23 protein-coding genes and 1 tRNA gene are annotated in these 19068 nt (G+C 42.6%); 5 read left to right on the forward strand and 19 right to left on the reverse strand.

The window, feature by feature from the left end:
• Positions 1–265: 265 nt before the first annotated feature.
• Positions 266–520 (reverse strand): type II toxin-antitoxin system RelE family toxin, encoded by a 255-nt coding sequence (locus PseudUWO310_RS12795; protein WP_142601830.1) that lies wholly within the window; start codon positions 518–520, stop codon positions 266–268.
• Entirely contained in the window at positions 517–726 is a 210-nt protein-coding gene (locus tag PseudUWO310_RS12800) for a DUF2281 domain-containing protein (RefSeq protein ID WP_142601832.1), read from the reverse strand. Before PseudUWO310_RS12800 ends, PseudUWO310_RS12795 begins: the two co-directional genes overlap by 4 nt.
• 175 nt (positions 727–901) lie before the next feature.
• On the opposite strand from PseudUWO310_RS12800, the gene PseudUWO310_RS12805 reads away from it, so the two are divergent.
• A complete protein-coding gene (locus PseudUWO310_RS12805) occupies positions 902–1141 on the forward strand; it encodes a DUF433 domain-containing protein (RefSeq protein WP_223805647.1) in 240 nt (79 codons plus the stop codon).
• Positions 1142–1205: 64 nt separating this feature from the next.
• Here PseudUWO310_RS12805 and PseudUWO310_RS23940 read toward each other — a convergent pair whose 3' ends face one another.
• From PseudUWO310_RS23940 to PseudUWO310_RS12860, 11 genes are all read right to left on the reverse strand, one after another.
• Complete coding sequence (locus PseudUWO310_RS23940; protein ID WP_223805651.1) at positions 1206–1418, reverse strand: type II toxin-antitoxin system mRNA interferase toxin, RelE/StbE family; 213 nt, start codon at positions 1416–1418, stop codon at positions 1206–1208.
• 41 nt (positions 1419–1459) lie between these two features.
• A complete protein-coding gene (locus tag PseudUWO310_RS12815; RefSeq protein ID WP_142601834.1) occupies positions 1460–1711 on the reverse strand; it encodes a type II toxin-antitoxin system Phd/YefM family antitoxin in 252 nt (83 codons plus the stop codon).
• A gap of 133 nt (positions 1712–1844) precedes the next feature.
• Positions 1845–2189, reverse strand: a complete 345-nt coding sequence (locus PseudUWO310_RS12820; RefSeq protein WP_142601836.1) for a XisI protein — start codon at positions 2187–2189, stop codon at positions 1845–1847.
• Positions 2177–2590, reverse strand: a complete 414-nt coding sequence (locus tag PseudUWO310_RS12825) for an element excision factor XisH family protein (RefSeq protein ID WP_142601838.1) — start codon at positions 2588–2590, stop codon at positions 2177–2179. The genes PseudUWO310_RS12820 and PseudUWO310_RS12825 overlap by 13 nt, the downstream gene beginning before the upstream one ends.
• Positions 2591–2602: 12 nt before the next feature.
• The gene (locus tag PseudUWO310_RS12830; RefSeq protein WP_190316010.1) at positions 2603–3073 is read right to left on the reverse strand and encodes a GNAT family N-acetyltransferase; all 471 of its coding nucleotides are present in this window, start codon (positions 3071–3073) and stop codon (positions 2603–2605) included.
• Positions 3074–3096: 23 nt separating this feature from the next.
• A complete protein-coding gene (locus PseudUWO310_RS12835) occupies positions 3097–5427 on the reverse strand; it encodes a tetratricopeptide repeat protein (RefSeq protein WP_223805648.1) in 2331 nt (776 codons plus the stop codon).
• A gap of 17 nt (positions 5428–5444) precedes the next feature.
• On the reverse strand, positions 5445–5711 hold the full coding sequence (locus tag PseudUWO310_RS12840) for a type II toxin-antitoxin system RelE family toxin (RefSeq protein ID WP_142601842.1): 267 nt from the start codon (positions 5709–5711) through the stop codon (positions 5445–5447).
• Positions 5712–5713: 2 nt separating this feature from the next.
• Positions 5714–5905 carry a hypothetical protein gene (locus tag PseudUWO310_RS12845; protein ID WP_190316011.1) on the reverse strand — a complete coding sequence of 64 codons (192 nt, stop codon included), beginning with the start codon at positions 5903–5905 and terminating at the stop codon, positions 5714–5716.
• Positions 5906–5914: 9 nt separating this feature from the next.
• Positions 5915–6409, reverse strand: a complete 495-nt coding sequence (locus tag PseudUWO310_RS12850; protein ID WP_142601845.1) for a hypothetical protein — start codon at positions 6407–6409, stop codon at positions 5915–5917.
• 37 nt (positions 6410–6446) lie between these two features.
• Complete coding sequence (locus PseudUWO310_RS12855) at positions 6447–6872, reverse strand: DUF29 family protein (protein WP_142601847.1); 426 nt, start codon at positions 6870–6872, stop codon at positions 6447–6449.
• 551 nt (positions 6873–7423) lie between these two features.
• A tRNA-Thr gene (locus PseudUWO310_RS12860) sits at positions 7424–7496 on the reverse strand.
• A 393-nt stretch (positions 7497–7889) separates the two neighbouring features.
• Between PseudUWO310_RS12860 and PseudUWO310_RS12865 the strand changes: the two genes are divergently transcribed.
• Together PseudUWO310_RS12865 and dnaK are read left to right on the forward strand one after the other, a co-directional pair.
• Positions 7890–8597, forward strand: coding sequence for a J domain-containing protein (locus PseudUWO310_RS12865; RefSeq protein ID WP_142601849.1), 708 nt, complete (start codon positions 7890–7892; stop codon positions 8595–8597).
• Positions 8598–8751: 154 nt separating this feature from the next.
• Positions 8752–10653: a molecular chaperone DnaK gene (gene dnaK, locus PseudUWO310_RS12870; protein WP_055075671.1), complete on the forward strand. Its 1902-nt coding sequence runs from the start codon at positions 8752–8754 to the stop codon at positions 10651–10653.
• A gap of 184 nt (positions 10654–10837) precedes the next feature.
• On the opposite strand, the gene PseudUWO310_RS12875 is transcribed toward dnaK, so the two are convergent.
• Positions 10838–11473 (reverse strand): hypothetical protein, encoded by a 636-nt coding sequence (locus PseudUWO310_RS12875; protein ID WP_142601851.1) that lies wholly within the window; start codon positions 11471–11473, stop codon positions 10838–10840.
• A 324-nt stretch (positions 11474–11797) separates the two neighbouring features.
• Positions 11798–14206, reverse strand: a complete 2409-nt coding sequence (locus PseudUWO310_RS12880) for a single-stranded-DNA-specific exonuclease RecJ (RefSeq protein WP_142601854.1) — start codon at positions 14204–14206, stop codon at positions 11798–11800.
• Positions 14207–14265: 59 nt separating this feature from the next.
• Between PseudUWO310_RS12880 and PseudUWO310_RS12885 the strand changes: the two genes are divergently transcribed.
• Entirely contained in the window at positions 14266–15378 is a 1113-nt protein-coding gene (locus PseudUWO310_RS12885) for a histidine kinase (RefSeq protein ID WP_142601857.1), read from the forward strand.
• A 306-nt stretch (positions 15379–15684) separates the two neighbouring features.
• Here the strand turns inward: PseudUWO310_RS12885 and PseudUWO310_RS12890 are convergent, their stop codons facing one another.
• Both PseudUWO310_RS12890 and PseudUWO310_RS12895 read right to left on the reverse strand, forming a co-directional pair.
• The gene (locus PseudUWO310_RS12890) at positions 15685–16434 is read right to left on the reverse strand and encodes an NnrU family protein (RefSeq protein ID WP_263363434.1); all 750 of its coding nucleotides are present in this window, start codon (positions 16432–16434) and stop codon (positions 15685–15687) included.
• Between the two features lie 59 nt (positions 16435–16493).
• Positions 16494–16748 (reverse strand): SemiSWEET transporter, encoded by a 255-nt coding sequence (locus tag PseudUWO310_RS12895; protein ID WP_055077237.1) that lies wholly within the window; start codon positions 16746–16748, stop codon positions 16494–16496.
• Between the two features lie 70 nt (positions 16749–16818).
• Here PseudUWO310_RS12895 and coaE point away from each other — a divergent pair, with 70 nt between their 5' ends.
• Positions 16819–17430 carry a dephospho-CoA kinase gene (coaE, locus tag PseudUWO310_RS12900; protein WP_142601859.1) on the forward strand — a complete coding sequence of 204 codons (612 nt, stop codon included), beginning with the start codon at positions 16819–16821 and terminating at the stop codon, positions 17428–17430.
• 190 nt (positions 17431–17620) lie between these two features.
• Here the strand turns inward: coaE and secG are convergent, their stop codons facing one another.
• Positions 17621–17953 (reverse strand): preprotein translocase subunit SecG, encoded by a 333-nt coding sequence (secG, locus tag PseudUWO310_RS12905; protein ID WP_055077671.1) that lies wholly within the window; start codon positions 17951–17953, stop codon positions 17621–17623.
• A gap of 261 nt (positions 17954–18214) precedes the next feature.
• Entirely contained in the window at positions 18215–18841 is a 627-nt protein-coding gene (gene ntcA, locus PseudUWO310_RS12910; protein ID WP_052017741.1) for a global nitrogen regulator NtcA, read from the reverse strand.
• Between the last annotated feature and the right edge of the window lie 227 nt (positions 18842–19068).

Genomic DNA, 19068 nt, shown 5'->3' on the forward strand with positions numbered 1-19068 from the left:
GAAAAGTAAGCTCCCTATAAATTCATTTTTTGTGATCACAGAAAATGAATTTTTTATGTCTATTTTTTGTGATCACAGAAAATGAGTTTTTTTAGTTTAATATCGTTTTTACTTTTTCTAGGGATTCATACTAGGTGCTAGAGTAACTTATATGTTACTTGTGGTCAAGACATATTTTAGAGATCGCCTAAATCAAAACCAAAATACACTTGCGATCGCTTGGCTGCTTTAAAAATTACGGATGTACGGAAAATCTATCGTACATTTAGTAAGCATCTTTGCGATGACTAACGCTTAGCAACAGAATGATGAGTTCTTTGTCTTGAACTTTATAAATGACGCGATAATCGCCGAATCTAATGCGATAAGTTTCATCATAGCCCTTGAGTTTTTTGACTCCAGTTGGTCGTGGCTCATTAGTAAGCGATCGCATTGCCGCAATTGCCCGATCGCGTTGAGTTTTTGGCAATCTATCTAGTTGTTTTTGAACTGGTTTGGGGATAATAATTTGATAGCTCATGCCTGCTTTGATGCGTATTGTTCGAGGGTGAGATAGTCTCCTAGTTCATAGGCGGATTGAGATGCGGCGATCGCTTCTTGTTCTTCGGCGGTAATTTCGGTATCGATGTAACGGGTTTTGAGAAATAGCACAAAGTCGAGGGCTTCAGCTAGGAGTGCATCAGGGAATGCTTCTACTTCTTGAAGGAGTTGTTCTTTGATGGTCATGGTCGGCTTACTCGATGAATTGGATGCTGAGTTGATTTTACAGTGCCTTTTGGATTAATTGAAGCCAACTGAGGCGTGATGGATGATGTTGGATTGGGCGCGATTTTGCCGTGATATAATTGCAAAGATATGGCTTTGGTATTGGCAAGAAGAAAGTTTAGTATTGGTTTGACAGATGACTGTTTTAAAATCTTTGGATGAAAAAGTTTATATGCGATCGCTTGTCACTGAAATAATTAATGGCGAATCCTATAGCTACTATCCGCTAGGGCAGTATGTTGTTCGGGCTATGGGGGTTTGTGGCGATCGCCCAACTTTTAAGTACACTCGGATTGAGATTGCGGGTGTGATGGAGCGATTAGCTAAGGGTGAGAATGTTGAAAATATTGTGCTTGGTTTTCGGGGAAGGGTTTAGCGTGAGGCGATCGCGGAGGCGATTCAAGTTGTGACAACTCATTTTCTTGAGAGTCTTCCTATTTCTATTCTCCATAATGAGTTCTTGCACGAATCACTAAAATGACTAAATCTTCATTGTAGATTTCATACACAAGTCGATCTTTAAGATTTAAACGATAGGAATATAAGCCTTTTAATTCACCTTTTAGAGCTTTGCCGACATAAGGATTAGGTGAAATGATGTTTTCTAATATCTCTTTCAGCTTGTTTTTCTGCTTAGGAGTGAGTTCGTCTATGTCTTTTTGGGCTTATTTAGAGAAAACAATTCTGTAGGTTTTCATCCAAAGATCTGCTCCATGCTTACAGTTTCTCCTGTCAAATATTCTTGTCTTGCTATTTCGATTTGTTGCAGAATATTAGGAGTTTGCATAATCATCGCTGTTTCCATGAGTGATTCCCATTCTTCTTGAGCAATCAAAATATAGCTACGGTTTTCATTAACTATTGCGACACCTTCAGATTCTTTTGTAGCCCGATCGCATAGTTCATCAAGGTTCTTTTTGGCATAATCAACTGTAACTTGATACATATATTTTATTTGCCTAAGATACTTTCTTTGAGTAGCTGCATTATATCATCAGGAGAAGATCGCCTAAATTAATACCAAAATACATTCGCGATCGCTTGGCTGCTTTAAAAATTACGGATGTTTTTTGTGGTGATTAGGCGATCGCATAGCCTGACACTTGACGGATATAAACGGGCTGAAAACCAATGACGATATCTTCTTTTGGTACACCTTTTTCGACGAGGGCTTGACCGATATCGAGTTCGGTATTGTTGATTTGAATCCAAATTTTGCCATTTTTAATATCTAAATGCATGGAACAACCGTAGATCCTTTCCTTTTTGTTCCAACCAACGCCTAGAACTTGATAATGATCCTGTTCTGTATCAAATAGGGTTTGGATCTCAATATCGCCATAGGAGGGTTTGTAGGATGCGTATTGGCTGAGGATTTGTTTGATAATAGCGCGATATTTGTCAATTTTCTCTAGATTTTCCATGTGACAATCACCTCATTTTCAATATCGTAAACTAAGATTTCAGGTTGATATTCGGCAATGACCATACGCGCAAATTCTTTTTGAAAAAATGTGCGATAGGCGGTATCTGGCACAGCTAGAAATAGTTTTCGTTCTGGATCTCCTACTTTTAATGCTACTCGATAGTTTAAAAATTGTCCCATCGCAAGATGAAAGTCCGTGAGTGATGAGGGATTGATGAAACTTTTAATTTCTACGGCAATCTTTTCGTTGTTTCGTTCGGCGGCAATTAATTTTTCGGCTCCAAGATCGATATAAAGTTCAACGCCTCCTATTTTCAAAAATAATGGATCTTCTGTAATCTGCCAACCATCTTTGATTAGGGCATTTCTGACTGCATCATGAAATAAATCTTTTGCCATTTCTTTTTCCTTTTAACTTTTTCCTTGATTTTGAGGATAAAGACAGATTCTGGCTACACTATTATCTATTTCTTCAGCCGTTGGAGCTTCTACTGTAAAACCATTGTCTTGATACCATTTGATTAGCTTCGGGTTAGCATTAAGATCGCGTTGAGTTATTGACCCATGAAGCTTTTTGATTCCTTTCTCCTTAATATATTTGATAAGAAATTTTAGCGTGGCAGTTCCTAGTCCCAGTTTGCGGTAGCTTTTCGGTTCTTGGTGAAAAAATGCATAAATACGTCCTAGTGGGGTACGGACTATGTTGTCTTCAAAGTGAATATCTGCTAGAAACATTTCATTAGGAGACTGAAAATTGCACTTGATATGACCGACCATATCCCTCAGTCCATGCAGCGACCGATAAACTTCGAGAGAAAGAATGGACTCTTGCTCATTAACTTCAATTTGGTAATCACGCCCTTGCTTATCATAAATAGTCACAATACTTTTAGGAGTCATATTCATTAGTTTTGTAGATCGCGTAGAGACTGAAGATTATCGCGACACTTTTGTGTAATTGGATGTTCCATTCCTATCGAAACTTCCAGAATTTCTAATGCTTTTACATAGAGTGGCTCTGCTTCCTCATATCTTCCTTGCAACTCGTACAAACTTGCGAGATTGTCCAGACTAGTGGCGACATCGGGATGGTCTTCTCCTAGTTGACGTTCCCTAATGGAAAGCGATCGCAGATAGAGCGGTTCGGCTTCGTTATAATTCTTTTGAAAGTAGTACAGTGAAGCAAGATTATTAAGACTTTGGGCGACATCAAGATGGTCTGCTCCTACTTGACGTTCCCTAATAAAAAGAGATTTTTTTAATAGAAACTCTGCCTCAGAATATCTCTGCCAATCATAATAAAGTAGTGCAAGGTTATTGAGGGTAATAGCAACATCAACATGATCTATTCCTAGCTTACTTTCTCTTATCTTAATTGATTGGATGTAGAGGTTTTCTGATTCGATACGTTTATTTTGTAATCTGTAAATTCCTGCAAGATTACAAAGACTTTGTGCTACATCTGGATGATCTGCACCCAGAAAACTTTCCCTTATTTTGAGCGACAGCACAAAAAACGTCTCAGCTTGTTCATAATCACATAGCGATTCATAAACTCCTCCAACATTGTTGTAGATAGTGGCTACCTTTATATGCTGATTTCCCCACTTTTTCTCAATAAGTACAAGAGACTTTTGATAATAATATAAAGCCCAGTTCCAATTACCCTTTTGTTTTTGCAGTGCGGCTAAGTTGTTAAAAACTGGTGCTAGTTCAGGATCATCTTCTCTTGATGTATTTTGATAAATCTCTATACATCGCAGAAGGAGAGTCTCTGACCTTTGATATTGCCTTGTTTTTATGTAGTTTGCGGCTAAGTTGCTCATGGTAAGTGCAACATCTCTATGAGTGACACCTAATAATGACTCCGTAGATTTGAGGCAGTTTTCTAGATGTGGAATTGCCAAATCATATAGCCCTTGACCATTATAGTAAAAAGCAATTCCTAAGAACGCCCACACCAAATCCTCTTCAAGATTGAGAATATCACCCAGCATTTCGCGACTCAACAAATCTAAATGAGGAATAGCTGGAGTTATCTTTGCAATTAGATCTTGTGTTGGCGATTGAGGTATTTGTTTAGCTATACCAATCAAACTAGTTACAAATGCTTGCCGAAACTGATGATTTTCTTCAGCTTTTAATAGCTTGGCACAAAAGAATTCGCGCACTAGCGTATGAATTTTATAAAAGTTGCATTCTTCATCAACTGGTTGAATCAAATGCAAACTGTCTAACTGCCCTCTTGCCTCATTGAGTTCCGCTTCCGTAATTTCGGCTTTTGCTCCAATTGCTGCCACTAACTCCCACAAAATCTCAACAGGTGCAAACAGCCCCAACAACATCGCCACTCTCTGAGAGCCAACACTGATATCATCCCAACTAAGTTGGATTGCTGCTTCCACACCACGATAGCCATATAACTTATTCTTGCGTTCTCGCCCAATCGATTCATCGGCTAGGTTTAACTTTGCTTGTAACTTGGAAAAAGTCAGAAAGCGATTTTTGCTCAGATATTCACCGATTAACTCTATGCCCAAGGGCAAATAACCCAGAGTATTGCAAATCTCCTTGACCGTGACAAGTTCTTTATCTACCTTTGCCGCGCCAACTATTTTTCTTAACAGTTCCAGCGCTTTCTCCTCTGACAGCACATCCAGAGGCACAGACTCAAATCCCACATTCAATTCCCGTTCTCTCGTTGTTACCAATACCCGCACACGCGGATCGATCGGCATCGCCAGATCGGGAATGCTCTCCGCTTTTGGCACATCATCGAGAATCACCAATAACTTGCCAGTCTCAGGCAACCAGTTTTGCCAATACCATGCTGCTTGTTCGTCTAGACTAGCCGCTTGCATCGCTTCGGGTAAGTCGAGATAAGGACTAGCCAATTTCACCACCTCTTGCGCTAGATCTCCACCTCGCAAGGATAACCAATACCGCGCCACATATTCCTGTTGATAGCGAGTCGCATATTGCAGCGCAATCTCAGTCTTACCCACGCCGCCCATACCTTCAACCGCACAGACGATTACGCCCTGACCCTCTTGCAGTTTTGCATGAATTTCCGCAAGTTCTTCCTCTCGTCCCACAAAGTTTTTGGAACCCTGCCGCACATTGCTAGGAATTGCTTGATTTTGGTGTGGCGTGTTAATTTCCTGCTTAATCTCAATTCGAGCGTTATCGCCAAAAGTCGAATCACTAATTCCAGATTGAGTATATTTATCGCTCATAAGTTCAAGGAGTTTTTTTAGGGGAAATAACGATACATTTCTTTGCGATGCAAAACACGCACGAATGCCACAACACCCTTATCTAAATACAACCCAAGCCGAAAATCACCGATACAGATACGATAATAGCCAACATGACCTTGAATAGCTTTTACATTTGCAATAGCAAGCAAACTATTAGCAGTCTCCACCTCTTCGATCGCAGCACGAATCCGTGCTAACACCTTCTGATCCTTAATATCACGCAAATCCTGCTTAAAAGTCTTACGAAACTCAACCTGCATACTTAGCCTTCTAGTAATGCAAAAATTTCATCTCGATCAACATTTTCGCTATCCTTGCCCTCAGCGATCGCCCTAGCCATCGCCACATCTTCCATCACCTCATAAATCAACTCAGCCAACAGATCACGCTCCTGAGTAAACATTTCACGCAATAACTCTTTGAGCAAAGGTCGTAAATCTTGAGCTTCGAGCATAGTAATCACCTAATTAATTTGCTGATTGAGTTTGATCGTAGCCTTACCTTTAATCTTCACATTATCAAAACCAGTTTGTTGATTAACAGCCTTAGACTCAGTTGACGATATTTTCTGCTCGACCTCAGCCTCCAATGCATCCGCCTCAAAGTCCCTAGCCACTACCTGAATATTTTCAGATTTAACCTGTGCTGCCAGATCCTCAACCTTAGCCGCTAGTTCTTGATTGCTGGATAATAGCGATCGCACCTGCTCCAATAACTTCGTTACTTCAGGATCATCCGCGATCGCCTCTACATCAATTACCGCTTGTCGAGCATCAAAATCTTCACCCGCACTAATCGCTTTTACCGTCTGCGTATTTGGAGCTTTATGACTGAGGACTGACCAAAGCGATCGCGCTAATTTCAATGTCTCATCGGTAATATTTTCACCAACTTTAGTTAGAGAACCAGTGCCAACAATTAGCAACAAACCCACAATTAGAGAAGAAACTGGCTCCATATTTACACCAACGTTCTACCAATATTTTGATTTTATCTTAGCTACCAGAAACTAATGTGATCGCCTCTTGAATTATGCGATCGCGATCGACCATCGCACCCAACTCAGCCGATTCATAATGTCCACCAAACGCCTCACCCGCGGCAGCATCTAACGCAATGTCATAGGCATCTTCCAAAGCCTCGCGCAGTTCAGAAGGTTCGCAATAATTTCCTTTAGCCTTACGCCGTTGGTTAGTACGCTGAATTTCTTGTACCGAATTTTTAATTGAAAGATCCCACGATCGCGTAGTGCGATTTTCGGCACGTTGTTTGATCAGATTGAGTAGCAAGATTTTGCCAAAGCTATAAATCTTGTTCAGCTTGTCATCCTTGCTCATCTCTGTCATCTCCTCCACCAACAGCAACGCATCGGAGATATTGCCATTTAGTAAAAATCCCTTCAGTTCTAATAACTCTTCCATACTTTTAACTAATGTGAGTGGGAAGTCCCGCACCCTATCCGTTTACAGGATGGGTGACGGGATGAAAACGAACCAGAAAATAAATTGAGCGCTAGCGAATCCATGATAAAATAAGCATATCTTGACCACTAACTCCCAAAGTAAAAACCAAACTAAAGGGACGTGTTGCAAGGAAAATATAGGTCTTAGGAACTAGGACTTCTGCCTGTGGAGGGACGATAAGACTCGCTATATTTCGATATAGAAAGCTCATCCTAGTGAATCAGGAAGCCAGTGCTGTATTCGGAGCATCAGCGTCTGGTAGTTCACCCTCTAGCTTCGTAGCCTAATCTATACAAAGAGGGCGATCGCTATATTCGCAATCGCCTTTCTTTAGTTCCTGTTCGCTTGGGCGATCTTCCCGCCAATTTCGATGCTCATATTTGCCTAGACTAAAATTATGACTAAAAAACAGCGTCGATTGGTTAGTATTAGGTACTATTATTTATTTTTCAAAACCTAAAAAGCCTTGCGATGCAAGGCTTTTTAGGTTTTTTTAGACATGAAAAGTAAGCTGGGGACGAGACTCGAACTCGTGACCTACTGATTACAAATCAGTTGCTCTACCAACTGAGCTACACCAGCGAATTTAATCCTTTGCAATATTACCAGATGCGCGATCACTTTAGCAATAGTTATCTCAAAAATAAAGCTATAGCGTAACTCTAATTACTTGACTATAAAGCAAGGATTGACAGCTACTCCCTTCCCACTAAAGAAATAGACATATAAAACCAAGAAATAGCGGTGCGGGGCAAAGCCCCGCACCGCTATTTCTTGACTGGGAAAGGAGTAGGTTTACCTGTCAAGTGGTTGACGATCGCTAAATATCCCTACAAAATGCTTAATAGGTGCTTAGTAGAAAATTTTTGCTCTGCTTCAAAATAACGGTTCAAAAAAATCAGAATCCTTGAAGATTCAGCATCTCAGCATAAAAGCATCAGCAAATTACTATATTCGCAGACAAATCAGAAGGACATGGCAAGGACAAGCGATCGCACCCAACAAGTAAATCATTACAAAACACTGAGAATTGCCTACAATGCTGCTCCTGCCGAGGTCAAATCTGCCTATCGTGGATTGGTTAAAGAATTTCACCCTGATTGCAATCATCATCTCGATAATCACGATGATATCGCCTCGATTAACCTCGCCTATGAAGTTCTCGGCAATCCTCAATCTCGCGCCCATTACGATCGTAGCCTTGGTATTAAACACAATCCTAGTGGTTCCTCGCAGGGATCCCAAAAGTCACCGACCAAGCGAGAAACCCATCTTAATGAAGATCAAAAAATTGATCGTTGGAGCAAACAAGTCTACGAACCGATCGTCGATCTGCTAGAGGGGATCATCGATAGTCTTGACGAACAGATCGATGCCCTTGCCGACGATCCCTATGACGATGGACTCATGGAAGACTTTGAGGACTACATTGATGAATGTCGAGGCTCCTATGCTAAGGCCCAGATTTTCTTTAGATCTATTCCTAACCCCGCATCCGCCGCAGGCATAGCCAGCTATCTCTACCACTGTCTCAATGCCATTAGTGATGGCATTGAGGAGTTAAATTATTTCACTTTAAATTTTGACGATCGCCATTTACATACTGGACAAGAGCTATGGCGGAGGGCTGAAGAAATGCGCTACTACGCGCAGAGAGCCATGCAAAATTTGCAGTCAGGTTAAAACTGGTGGAAGCCACAGCTAACAACCAACAGCTAAGCCCTTTGTACGGGAAACCCTACCAGATTAGGTAGAGTCCCCCTGATGTGCTAATCGGGAAAAGTAGCTAATCTTGTATGAGATAAAAGATTAACAAAACTTAGGAGTTGGAAGCCTCATGGCTAAAGTAGTTGGAATCGACTTAGGTACGACAAACTCAGTCGTCGCCGTCATGGAAGGGGGCAAGCCAACGGTGATTGCAAACGCCGAAGGCTTCCGTACCACACCATCCGTAGTTGCCTATGCTAAAAATGGCGATCGCTTGGTTGGTCAAATTGCCAAACGCCAAGCAGTTATGAATACTGATAACACCTTTTATTCTGTAAAGCGTTTTATCGGTAGACGTTATGACGAAGTTAGCGGCGAATCCAAGCAAGTCGCTTACAAAGTTATGAAGGTGGGCGAAAACGTCAAGATTGACGCTCCAGCCGCTAGCAAACAATTTGCACCCGAAGAAATTTCCGCGCAGGTATTGCGTAAGCTGGTCGATGACGCTAGCAAATATTTGGGCGAAACCGTTACCCAAGCCGTTATCACCGTTCCCGCATATTTCAACGATTCTCAGCGTCAAGCAACCAAGGACGCGGGTAAGATTGCTGGTGTGGAAGTTCTCCGCATCATCAACGAACCTACCGCCGCAGCTTTAGCCTATGGACTAGATAGCAAGACTAACGAAACCATCCTCGTATTTGACCTTGGTGGCGGTACTTTTGACGTATCGATCTTGGAAGTGGGCGATGGCGTATTTGAAGTAATGTCTACCAGTGGTGACACTCACCTTGGTGGTGACGACTTTGACAAGAAGATCGTAGATTTCTTGGCGAGCCAATTCCAAGCTGCTGAAGGTATCGACCTTCGCAAAGATAAGCAAGCTTTACAACGCTTGACTGAAGCGGCTGAAAAGGCAAAGATCGAACTTTCTAGTGTCACTCAAACTGAAATCAATCTTCCCTTTATCACTGCTACCCAAGATGGTCCTAAGCACTTAGATACCACCTTGACCCGCGCTAAGTTTGAAGAACTCTGCTCAGATCTAATCGATCGCTGCCGCATTCCCGTTGAGCAAGCCGTCCGCGATGCCAAGATCGACAAGTCCAAGATTGATGAAGTTGTTCTTGTGGGTGGATCTACCCGTATTCCTGCGGTTCAGGATGTGGTTAAGAAGATTCTGGGCAAGGAACCCAACCAAAGCGTTAACCCCGATGAAGTTGTGGCGATCGGCGCAGCCGTCCAAGCTGGCGTATTGGCTGGTGAAGTTAAGGACATCTTGTTGCTTGACGTTACACCTCTATCCCTTGGAGTGGAAACCTTGGGTGGCGTAATGACCAAGATTATCCCAAGAAATACCACTGTTCCTACTAAGAAATCGGAAGTCTTCTCGACTGCCGTTGACGGACAAAGTAATGTGGAAATTCACGTTCTCCAAGGTGAGCGGGAAATGTCCAACGATAACAAGAGTCTCGGAACTTTCCGTCTCGATGGTATTCCTCCCGCTCCTCGTGGCGTACCTCAAATCGAAGTTATCTTTGACATTGATGCTAACGGGCTATTGTCAGTAACTGCTAAGGATAAGGGAACAGGTAAGGTGCAAACCATCTCTATCTCTGGTGCTTCCACCTTGCCTAAGGATGAAGTCGAGCGCATGGTGAATGAAGCTGAGCGTAATGCATCCGCTGACAAGGAAAAGCGCGATCGCATTGAAGCTAAAAACCAAGCCGATTCTCTTGCTTACCAAGCTGAGAAGCAACTTAAGGATCTTGGAGACAAGGTTCCTGATGCTGAGAAGACCAAGATTGAAGGTTTGGTCAAGTCTCTACGCGAAGTGATCGCTAAGGATGACCATGAAGCGATCTCTGCTCAAACTGAAGAATTGAAGCAAGCGTTGTACGCTCTCAGTTCCTCGGTTTATCAGCAAGGTGGTGCGGAAGCTCCTGAAGGTGCTGCACCTCAAGATGGTACTAAGGATGCTGCTAGTGGCGATGACGATGTTATCGATGCTGACTTCACAGAATCGAAATAGTTAACAAAAAAGAGAGGGTGGGCGCGTAGCGCCCACCCTCTCTTTTATTCTGTGAGATATAGCTGCCGCCAACTGTATCAGGACATAAAACGCCAAAGAGAGTTGCCGTGCGGAGCGCGGCAACTCTCTTTGGCGTTTTGATTTTGTTCTAACAAAACTGGCGGCAGCTATAAGATTGCTTGACTTATCTAGATCGAAAGCGCTGAATACGTTTTTGGATATCAGTAGTAATTTCTTGAATTTCGTTGATGTCACTGGGCAGTAAATGTTTTTGCAATAACTTCCAAATTGGTTTTAATTCTGTAGGATATTTGAGAAGTAGCAAAAGAATATCATTTTCGTAAATGCTGGCTCGATCGAATTTATTTTGTCGGTAAAGAGAAGGCAATGCATAAAGTTTGAGAATTAGGAGACCTTCTACAGTGACACAGCGCACATTCAAATCGCCAAATTGCCTTGAGGTGGTACATTTCTTGGCGATGTATTTGAAGAGTGTATTTTGAGTCAGTAAAAGGTCTACTTGAAGATTATCAAAAGTTGCTCTAACAAAGTTTTGATTTTGATCGGCAACTGTTAACTCAGGAAGTGCGATGAGATCTTTTTGAGAGAGTATCAGATCGATATCCTGTGTGTTGCGCCCATCAATATAACTCAGTAAGGCAACACCACCAACGAGTAAATAATTGATCTCGCGTTCTTGTAAAAGTGTAAATAAGCGATCAATATTTTCTGATAAGCCACTAATTCCTGACCGATCATTACCCCAATTTTTCATGTCAAATACAATTCCATTTTTGACGATTTCACTAATAGCTACCATCGTTTTTACCAAGTAAAATAAATTCAGAAGTATCGACGCATGTCAAACATTTTACAAATTATATTGTAGCTTTTACTATGGCTAATTGGCATTTTCACTTATTTTGTCATGAACAAACAAACCAAATATATTTTGTAAAATAGTAACGTATACATATAATGGTACGCGATGTGCAACTAAAAGTCTGAAAGCCGTGATTTCTCGTACTACATTAATGAGTAGTTTAAATTTTCGGTAGCTTAAACAACCTCAGAGCAATAGCTCAAGAATATTTGCACATCGCGTATACTGTACTACTATAAAATTTCTCTTTATCCAACGCGACTAATTTTGTACAAATAACGCTGCAATTTTATTAATCGCAATGCTATACCATTTCTGCATTCTGAGGAGTTCGCCATCAAGGGGTAATGTCGGTGGAAATTCGCAGATATAGCCAAGTTCGCGCAGAGCCGAGACGATCGCACTGGGCGAAATCCACCATTGCTGGGCTAAATCTAGGAGATTGAGAATATTGATATTCTCTAAATTGAGGGACTGAATTTGATGGCGAAATTGATCGATGGAAGGTACTGAAGGAATATGGGAACCGAGATAGATATAATCGGGTTTAGCGGTAGCGATTAGCCATTGGAGATGGGTGAATGATGGCGGTAAAGTCCATAGAACAACTGCTGCGTACTTTTTATTGCGCGAGGGGCGATCGCAATCGACATCACCTTGAAACTTATCGGCTGGGCGATCGCAACCATATAGTAATAATGGACGAGGTAAAGGTCTTGGCGCTTCGCTGAGATTTTCCCATTGGGGAAACTTGGTAATTATCGGTGCGGGTTTATAGAGTAATGGAATTTGTTTAAGCACAATTTGAGAATTATCTCCATTGCCCACTTCACGAATACCTACGATTTCTAATTCTACGGAAGTAGTATCTTGCCACTGATTAGCCCTTAGCTTATAGGCGATATCCACACGATTGGGGATAGGGCAATATTCTCCCCAGCGCCAAGCGATCGCCTTAATTTTACCGTTGCCCGTATCCAGCTCTAAAGAGAGATGTTTAACTTTATCCCTTCCGCGAGTTTGTTGAGAGATAACGCGAACATTTTGGCTATAAAACACGGGATCGGGATTGCCGAGCCCACAGGGTTGCAGGCGATCGCAGGTTTGCAGCAGGGACATCGAAATATCGCTCAGTTCGGCGAGTACGTCCACCTGAATGAAGGGCATGATATGACTGGGCAAAATATTTTCGCGATCGACAAATTCCCGCAGCCCTAGGCGTAACTTTTCCATATTCTCCGCAGGAATGGTAAACCCTCCTGCCGCCTTATGTCCGCCACCCTTATTCCGAATGGGAGCGATATATTCGAGGGAATGGAAAACATGAAATTCGGGAATGCCTCTTACGGAGAAACGTACTGTGTCCCCTTGATGGTTTGGCGCTTCTTGCGGATTTGGCGATACTTCCTTCTCTTGATCCTCCATGTCGTGACTATCTTCATAACTGCCGATAAAGACAGGCGCACCGTACCGTTCTACTAAGCGCGAGGCAACAATGCCAATTACCCCGTGATGCCAGCCCGTCTGTTTGGCAATGGGTAAGTCGGCTTGGACATCACGATCTACGATTACCAAAACCCGTTCTTGGGTGATGTCAAAACCTTCAGCCCGTTTTTGGTTGATATAGCGGATCGCTTGTTCCTCGATCTCTTTACAGAGATCTTGGCGTTTTTTATTAGTTGCTTCGCATTCTTGGGCAAGGGCGATCGCCTGTCCCATTTCTTCGCAGGTTAAGAGGTCGATAATGACTTGAGGATTGCCAATCCTGCCGATCGCATTAATGCGGGGTCCCAAACCAAACCCGATCGCTTCGGGCTTCATCCCCGTTTGTTTATCTTTGGCAATTCCCGTTTCATTAATCAGGGCAATAATGCCAATTACCTTAGATTGGGACAGCAAGCGCAAGCCCTTTTTGACAAGTCGGCGATTGATTCCCGTTAAAGATGCCAAATCAGCGATCGTCCCTAGGGTAAATAGTTCCAGCAATGGATTTTCTAACTCGGCACGTTTACCAAAGCGATCGCTCAATTCCAGCGCTAAAATATAGGCGACTCCAACACCAGCGATCGCCGCATAGGGAGAATGCGGATCGACTTGATATTTAGGATTGAGTATGGCGGTTGCGGGGGGGATTTTGCTAGGATCTTCGGGCACTTCATGGTGGTCGGTAACAATTACAGAAATATTTAAGGATTCTGCAAGGGCGATCGCCTCATAGGCGGCAATCCCATTGTCCACGGTGATAATTAATTTCCCATCGCGATCGTGACAATCGCGGACAATCCGCATATTTATCCCATAGCCTTCCGTCATGCGACTGGGAATTTCGTATTCCACCATCGCCCCTAACAATTTGAGGGTACGGATCAATAAAGCCGTACTAGTCATGCCATCTACGTCATAATCGCCACAAATTGTGATGCGTTCACCGTTTTTAATCGCATACTCGATGCGATCAATGCTGGCAATTAAATCGGGAAATTCTTGCTTGGGGTCGGGCAAATTGGCAAGTTCGGGATCGAGAAAAACTTTGGCAGTTTCAGGGGTATTAATGCCTCTATTTAGCAAAACCTGCGCGATTATGGGAGAAAGTCCTGTGGCGTTGGCAATTGCGATCGCTAAATCGGTTTGAGGTGAGAAAATCTGCCATCGTTGTTGAGGTAAATGCATGAGAACAATAATATAATTATTAAGAATATCTTAAAAATTCGTTGCGAGTCCGAAAGTAAATGAGGACTGTTTCAACATTACCTGAATCAACATTGCAACTCCTACTATTTATTGACGATCGCCCTAAGGCAAAAGATTTAGTCAAGGAAGTGGAGGAATTTTTGCATAGCGAGCGCGATTGTCGATCCGAGTTGCAAATTATCAATGTCGCCAGTCAGCCTCAACTTGCCGAGCTCTTTAAAGTGGTAATGTCTCCCGCCTTGCTGAAGTTATCACCTTTACCACGCCAAACGATCGCAGGGAAAAATATTCTCAAGCAACTGGGGAATTGTTGGGATACTTGGAAACAACAGGTACTCGACCAAACCACGAATCATCCTCCCGAACTTGCCCAAAATATCGACTATATGAGCGAGGTTGCACATCTTGCCGATGATGTGTTTCGGTTATCTCAGGAAAAAGCCGAGATTGAGGAACAAATTCGGTTTAAAGATCGGGTGCTGGGAATGCTAGCCCATGACTTGAGAAATCCCTTAACCGCCATTTTATTAGCGATCGATACGATCGAAAAAAGTGGTGACAAAATCGACCCGCAAATGATCTCTCGCCTCCTCAAGCACGCGAGAAATAAAGCCCGTGATGCCGACAATATGATTACGGATATTCTCGAAGCGGGAAGGGGGGCAAATGCCCAATTTCGCACCCAAAGGCAAAAGATTCAACTCGATCAGCTTTGTCATAGTGTCGTCAGTGATTTTTACTTCCACAAATGCTTGGAAGGGAAAATGCAAAAATTGGTAAAAGATATCCCTACCGATTTACCGCCCGTATATATCGATCAAGAAAAAATTCGTCAAGTTTTAATCAACCTATTGGGAAACGCTACGAAATATACTCCTGAAGGTGGAAAAATCGAGCTTACCGTGATGCACCGTACCTCACAAAAAATTGAGGTTAGTATTACGGACAATGGTCCTGGAATTCCTGCGGAAATGCGCGATCGCGTATTTGAGGAGCGCTATCGCTTAGAACGGGATGATGAGGCTGACGGCTATGGTATCGGGCTCTCCCTCTGTCGTCGGATTATCACGGCGCATTATGGTCGGATCTGGGTTGACGATGCGATCGGCAAAAAAGGAAGTTGTTTTCGGTTTACTTTGCCAGTTTACTAATAATACCAAATTACAAAATGGCTACGCCATTTTGTAATTTTAAAACCCTTACTGGGTTTAGTTTTCAATTCCCAAAAGTGTAGCCACACTTTTGGGAATTGGTATAAAACTTCAGTTCGGTTTAAACTGGCAAATTTTAAAAGCCCAAAAGTAAAAGCCTTGCTACGCAAGGCTTTTACTTTTGGGCTTAGAGAAAGGGTTTGCTACGCAAACCCTTTCTCTAAGCCCGTTTCAAATTATCCCGAACTCATGTTAATAAGCTAAAGAGCATAACGCTCGCTTAGCGGGCGTTATGCTCTTTAGCTTTTACCAATTTATATTTGCCGAAGCATTAATCACGATTGGATGCAGCCATCGAAATAGTACAACCGTAATTGCGACTCCCATATAGGCAGGACGGATAAATTCCTTAAGGACTAGTTGCTGGCGACCTTGAGCGATCGCGAGGAATGGCATGACCGAAGTACGTTCTTTGAGGGCTAGAAATTCATCCCCATAGCGCTTAAATAAACGTCGATCTCCATGCCAAACTGCGAACAAGTGATAGCTTACTAGGGCGATCGCTGTCGTCAGGGCAAAGGATGTTCCCAGCCAAAGCGTATGGGCAATACACCAAAGTGTCATACCAATGAGTTGCGGATGACGGCTGATACGGGTAATCCCTGTTTCAAATAGATGGACTTGGGGTTTTTGAATCGCGGCAACTTCTCCCAAATTAAAGGTGGCAGGATAGAGAAAAATAAAAGCGATCGCTGAAAGCGCCAGCACGAATTCATGCAGCCCCGTAATTCCCCGAAAATCCCATAACTGCAACCCATCATAACGATGGTTGAAATAAAAAATGAACAGTACCACCGCCAAAGGAATGCTAGTCAGCGCAAATAGTACCCGATACAACCTCGCTCCTATGCGTTCTTCTGCCCTAATGCGTAAAGCTGCTAAGCCGCTATGGGCGATCGCAAAAAGTAAAATCAAGCCCAACATGACAAAGTGGGAAAAATATTGAGAGAAAAAGGGTGATAAATAGCTGGAGAAGAAGACATTAAGAGAGGTCATATTAAAACTAATGAATTGGAGGAGGATTGCTAATGAGGAGCAGTAATCTCTTCCCTAGTTTATCCATACTTGAGCTTGAATCGTAAAATGATCAGATTTAACAAAAGTGTGATGCCATTAGCCATATAGATGGGTGCAGCCTCGACCAATAATCCATAGATCAGCCAGAGGGTGATACCCAAAATAAAAGTAACCAGCATTGGCAAAGAAATATCTTTAGTCGAGCGCGATCGCCAAACTTGGACGACTTGGGGCAAAAAGGCAAAGGTCGTCAGGGATGCAGCCATAAATCCAAGGAGATTGGTGAAGTGCATAGTTTCTAGAAGTAGGATAATTTAGGGATGCTTGGGATAGCCTAGACATTGCCCAACAGAATTAAAACATATGCAACAGCGAATTATCGGCATCACAGGAGGTATTGCTACGGGCAAGACTACGGTTTCCGATTATTTGCGCGATACCTATGGATTACCAATTCTGGATGCCGATCTCTATGCTCGTAGCGCTTTAGTTGGCGATCGCTTACGAAAGTTACAGGAACGCTATGGAAAATTAATCTTCGACGATCAGGGCAATATCGATCGCCGTAAGTTAGGCGCGATCGTTTTTGATAGCGCTAGCGAGTTGCAATGGCTCGAAGGCTTAATCCATCCCTACGTAAGGGAATGCTTAATTTCTGAAGCCAAAAGTCGAGAACCATCTACGGTCGTAATGGTAATCCCTCTGTTATTTGAAGCCCATATGGAAACTCTGGTAACAGAGACTTGGGCGATCGCTTGCGATCCCCAGCAACAATTGCAGCGACTCATGAGCCGCAGTCATTTATCAGAAACTGAAGCAATTCAAAGAATCGCCAGTCAAATGTCTCAGTCTGAAAAAATTGAACTTGCCGATGTGGTAATTACAAATTCCGCTAATCCTGAGGATCTATTTTTACAGGTCGATCTCGCCTTGCTTAACTCACCAATGGGTATATATAGCTATCGCCAAGTCTAAAACCCCAAGAATTGACTGGCGGCGCTTCGCGCCGCCAGTCAATTCTTGGGGTTTATGTCCTAGTACATTTGGTGATAGCTATATATCAGCGTAACCCTAAGAGAATGGCTGTGCAAAGCACAGCCATTCTCTTATTAGGTTTGTTTTTGTCCTCAAGAGTGGACAAGGTCTGCTCTTGATAAAGCGAATATTAAGGTTTATCGGGAGTCGCCGCAGGCAAATTTAAGGGGATTGACTGTGCAGGAGCAGTCTTAGGCGCAGGGGCAACTTGAGTTGTTGCGGGAGCTGCCACAGTGGGGGGATTAAACCACCCACCGCTGAGAACTACAGTTAATCCCAAAAAAGCTGCGGTTAGGAACCAAGTTACTCGATTTAAAGCTGTTTCCGCACTCTTGGTACTTGAAAACAATTGGGCTTGACCGCTAAAGCCGCCCAGACCATCACTTTTTGGACTATGTAATAAGATTAGGATCACTAAACAAATAGCGATAACAGACCAGACTATCTTTAAAGTTCCGTACATTTTTAGATATTTTTCTTTATATGTTTTCTATAAACAGCTTAACGCATCAACAATTAGATTAGAAACTAGATATGTTATTGCAATTCCTATAGTTTCTCAGTAGCTGGGCATAATTAAAATCCAGATTAGAAACCTGTGGCACAAGCGGTGCGTACGCCACAGGTTTTGGTTTTGACATTGGGTTTTAGATGTAATTTCGCGCAGTTACTTAATCTCTCTATGCAAATATTTCTAGGGCAAATATCTCTAGGGCAAATATCTCTAAGCAAATTGCTGACCTAACTCAATGGGGTTATGAACTGTGATTCGCTTTTTGGAAATGGCGATCATCTTTTGCTTTCTTAAGTCACCAAGTAATCTTGTCACCGTGACCCTTGTCGAACCGATCGCTTCGGCGATCGCCTGATGGGATAATTTTAAGTCGATCGTCACGCCATCGGTCGAGGGCGTTCCAAAATCGCGGCAAAGAATCAATAAAAAGCTGACTAACCGTGATCCCATATCGCGATGGGCAAGCGTCTCAATCATCATTTCCGTTTGCAGAATCCGTGACGATAAGCCACGTAACAATACCATCGGTAATTCGGGATCTTCTTTCAGCGCTTTCTCCACCTGATCGATGGGTACTGAAAGCAACTCCACTGGGGTAAATGCTACAGCGTGATAAAAGCGATCGGAGCGATTGCCAGTAATTAAAGACAACACACCGAAAACACTATTTTCGCGTAATAGCGCAACTGTAATTTCTTCACCTGCCTCGTAAACTCTAGAAAGTTTTACCGCTCCCTTTACCAAAAAGTAAAAACGTTCCGCAGGATCGCCAGGAAAAAAAATCGTCTTACCGCGTTCAAACGTTTCTGTCATGGGGGGGAACATTCCCCCATTCATTTCGCGAAAGACTTCAACAAGAGCACGGTCTACCAATCTTATACACCCTCTTTTTTAACCAAAAATAAAACGCTGCAATCCTCACAACCAAATCTCAAAGATAGGAATTATATCAACTCACTAAAGTCTGCCAAGGCTTTAGTGAATTAAAACCTAAATTTCATGATTATTTCAAGTTACAAAAATAGCTTTACTATTTTTTTGTAACTTGAAATGCTAGATCTTCG

Source organism: Pseudanabaena sp. UWO310 (assembly GCF_006861605.1).
In the GTDB taxonomy this organism is placed as follows: Bacteria; Cyanobacteriota; Cyanobacteriia; order Pseudanabaenales; family Pseudanabaenaceae; genus Pseudanabaena.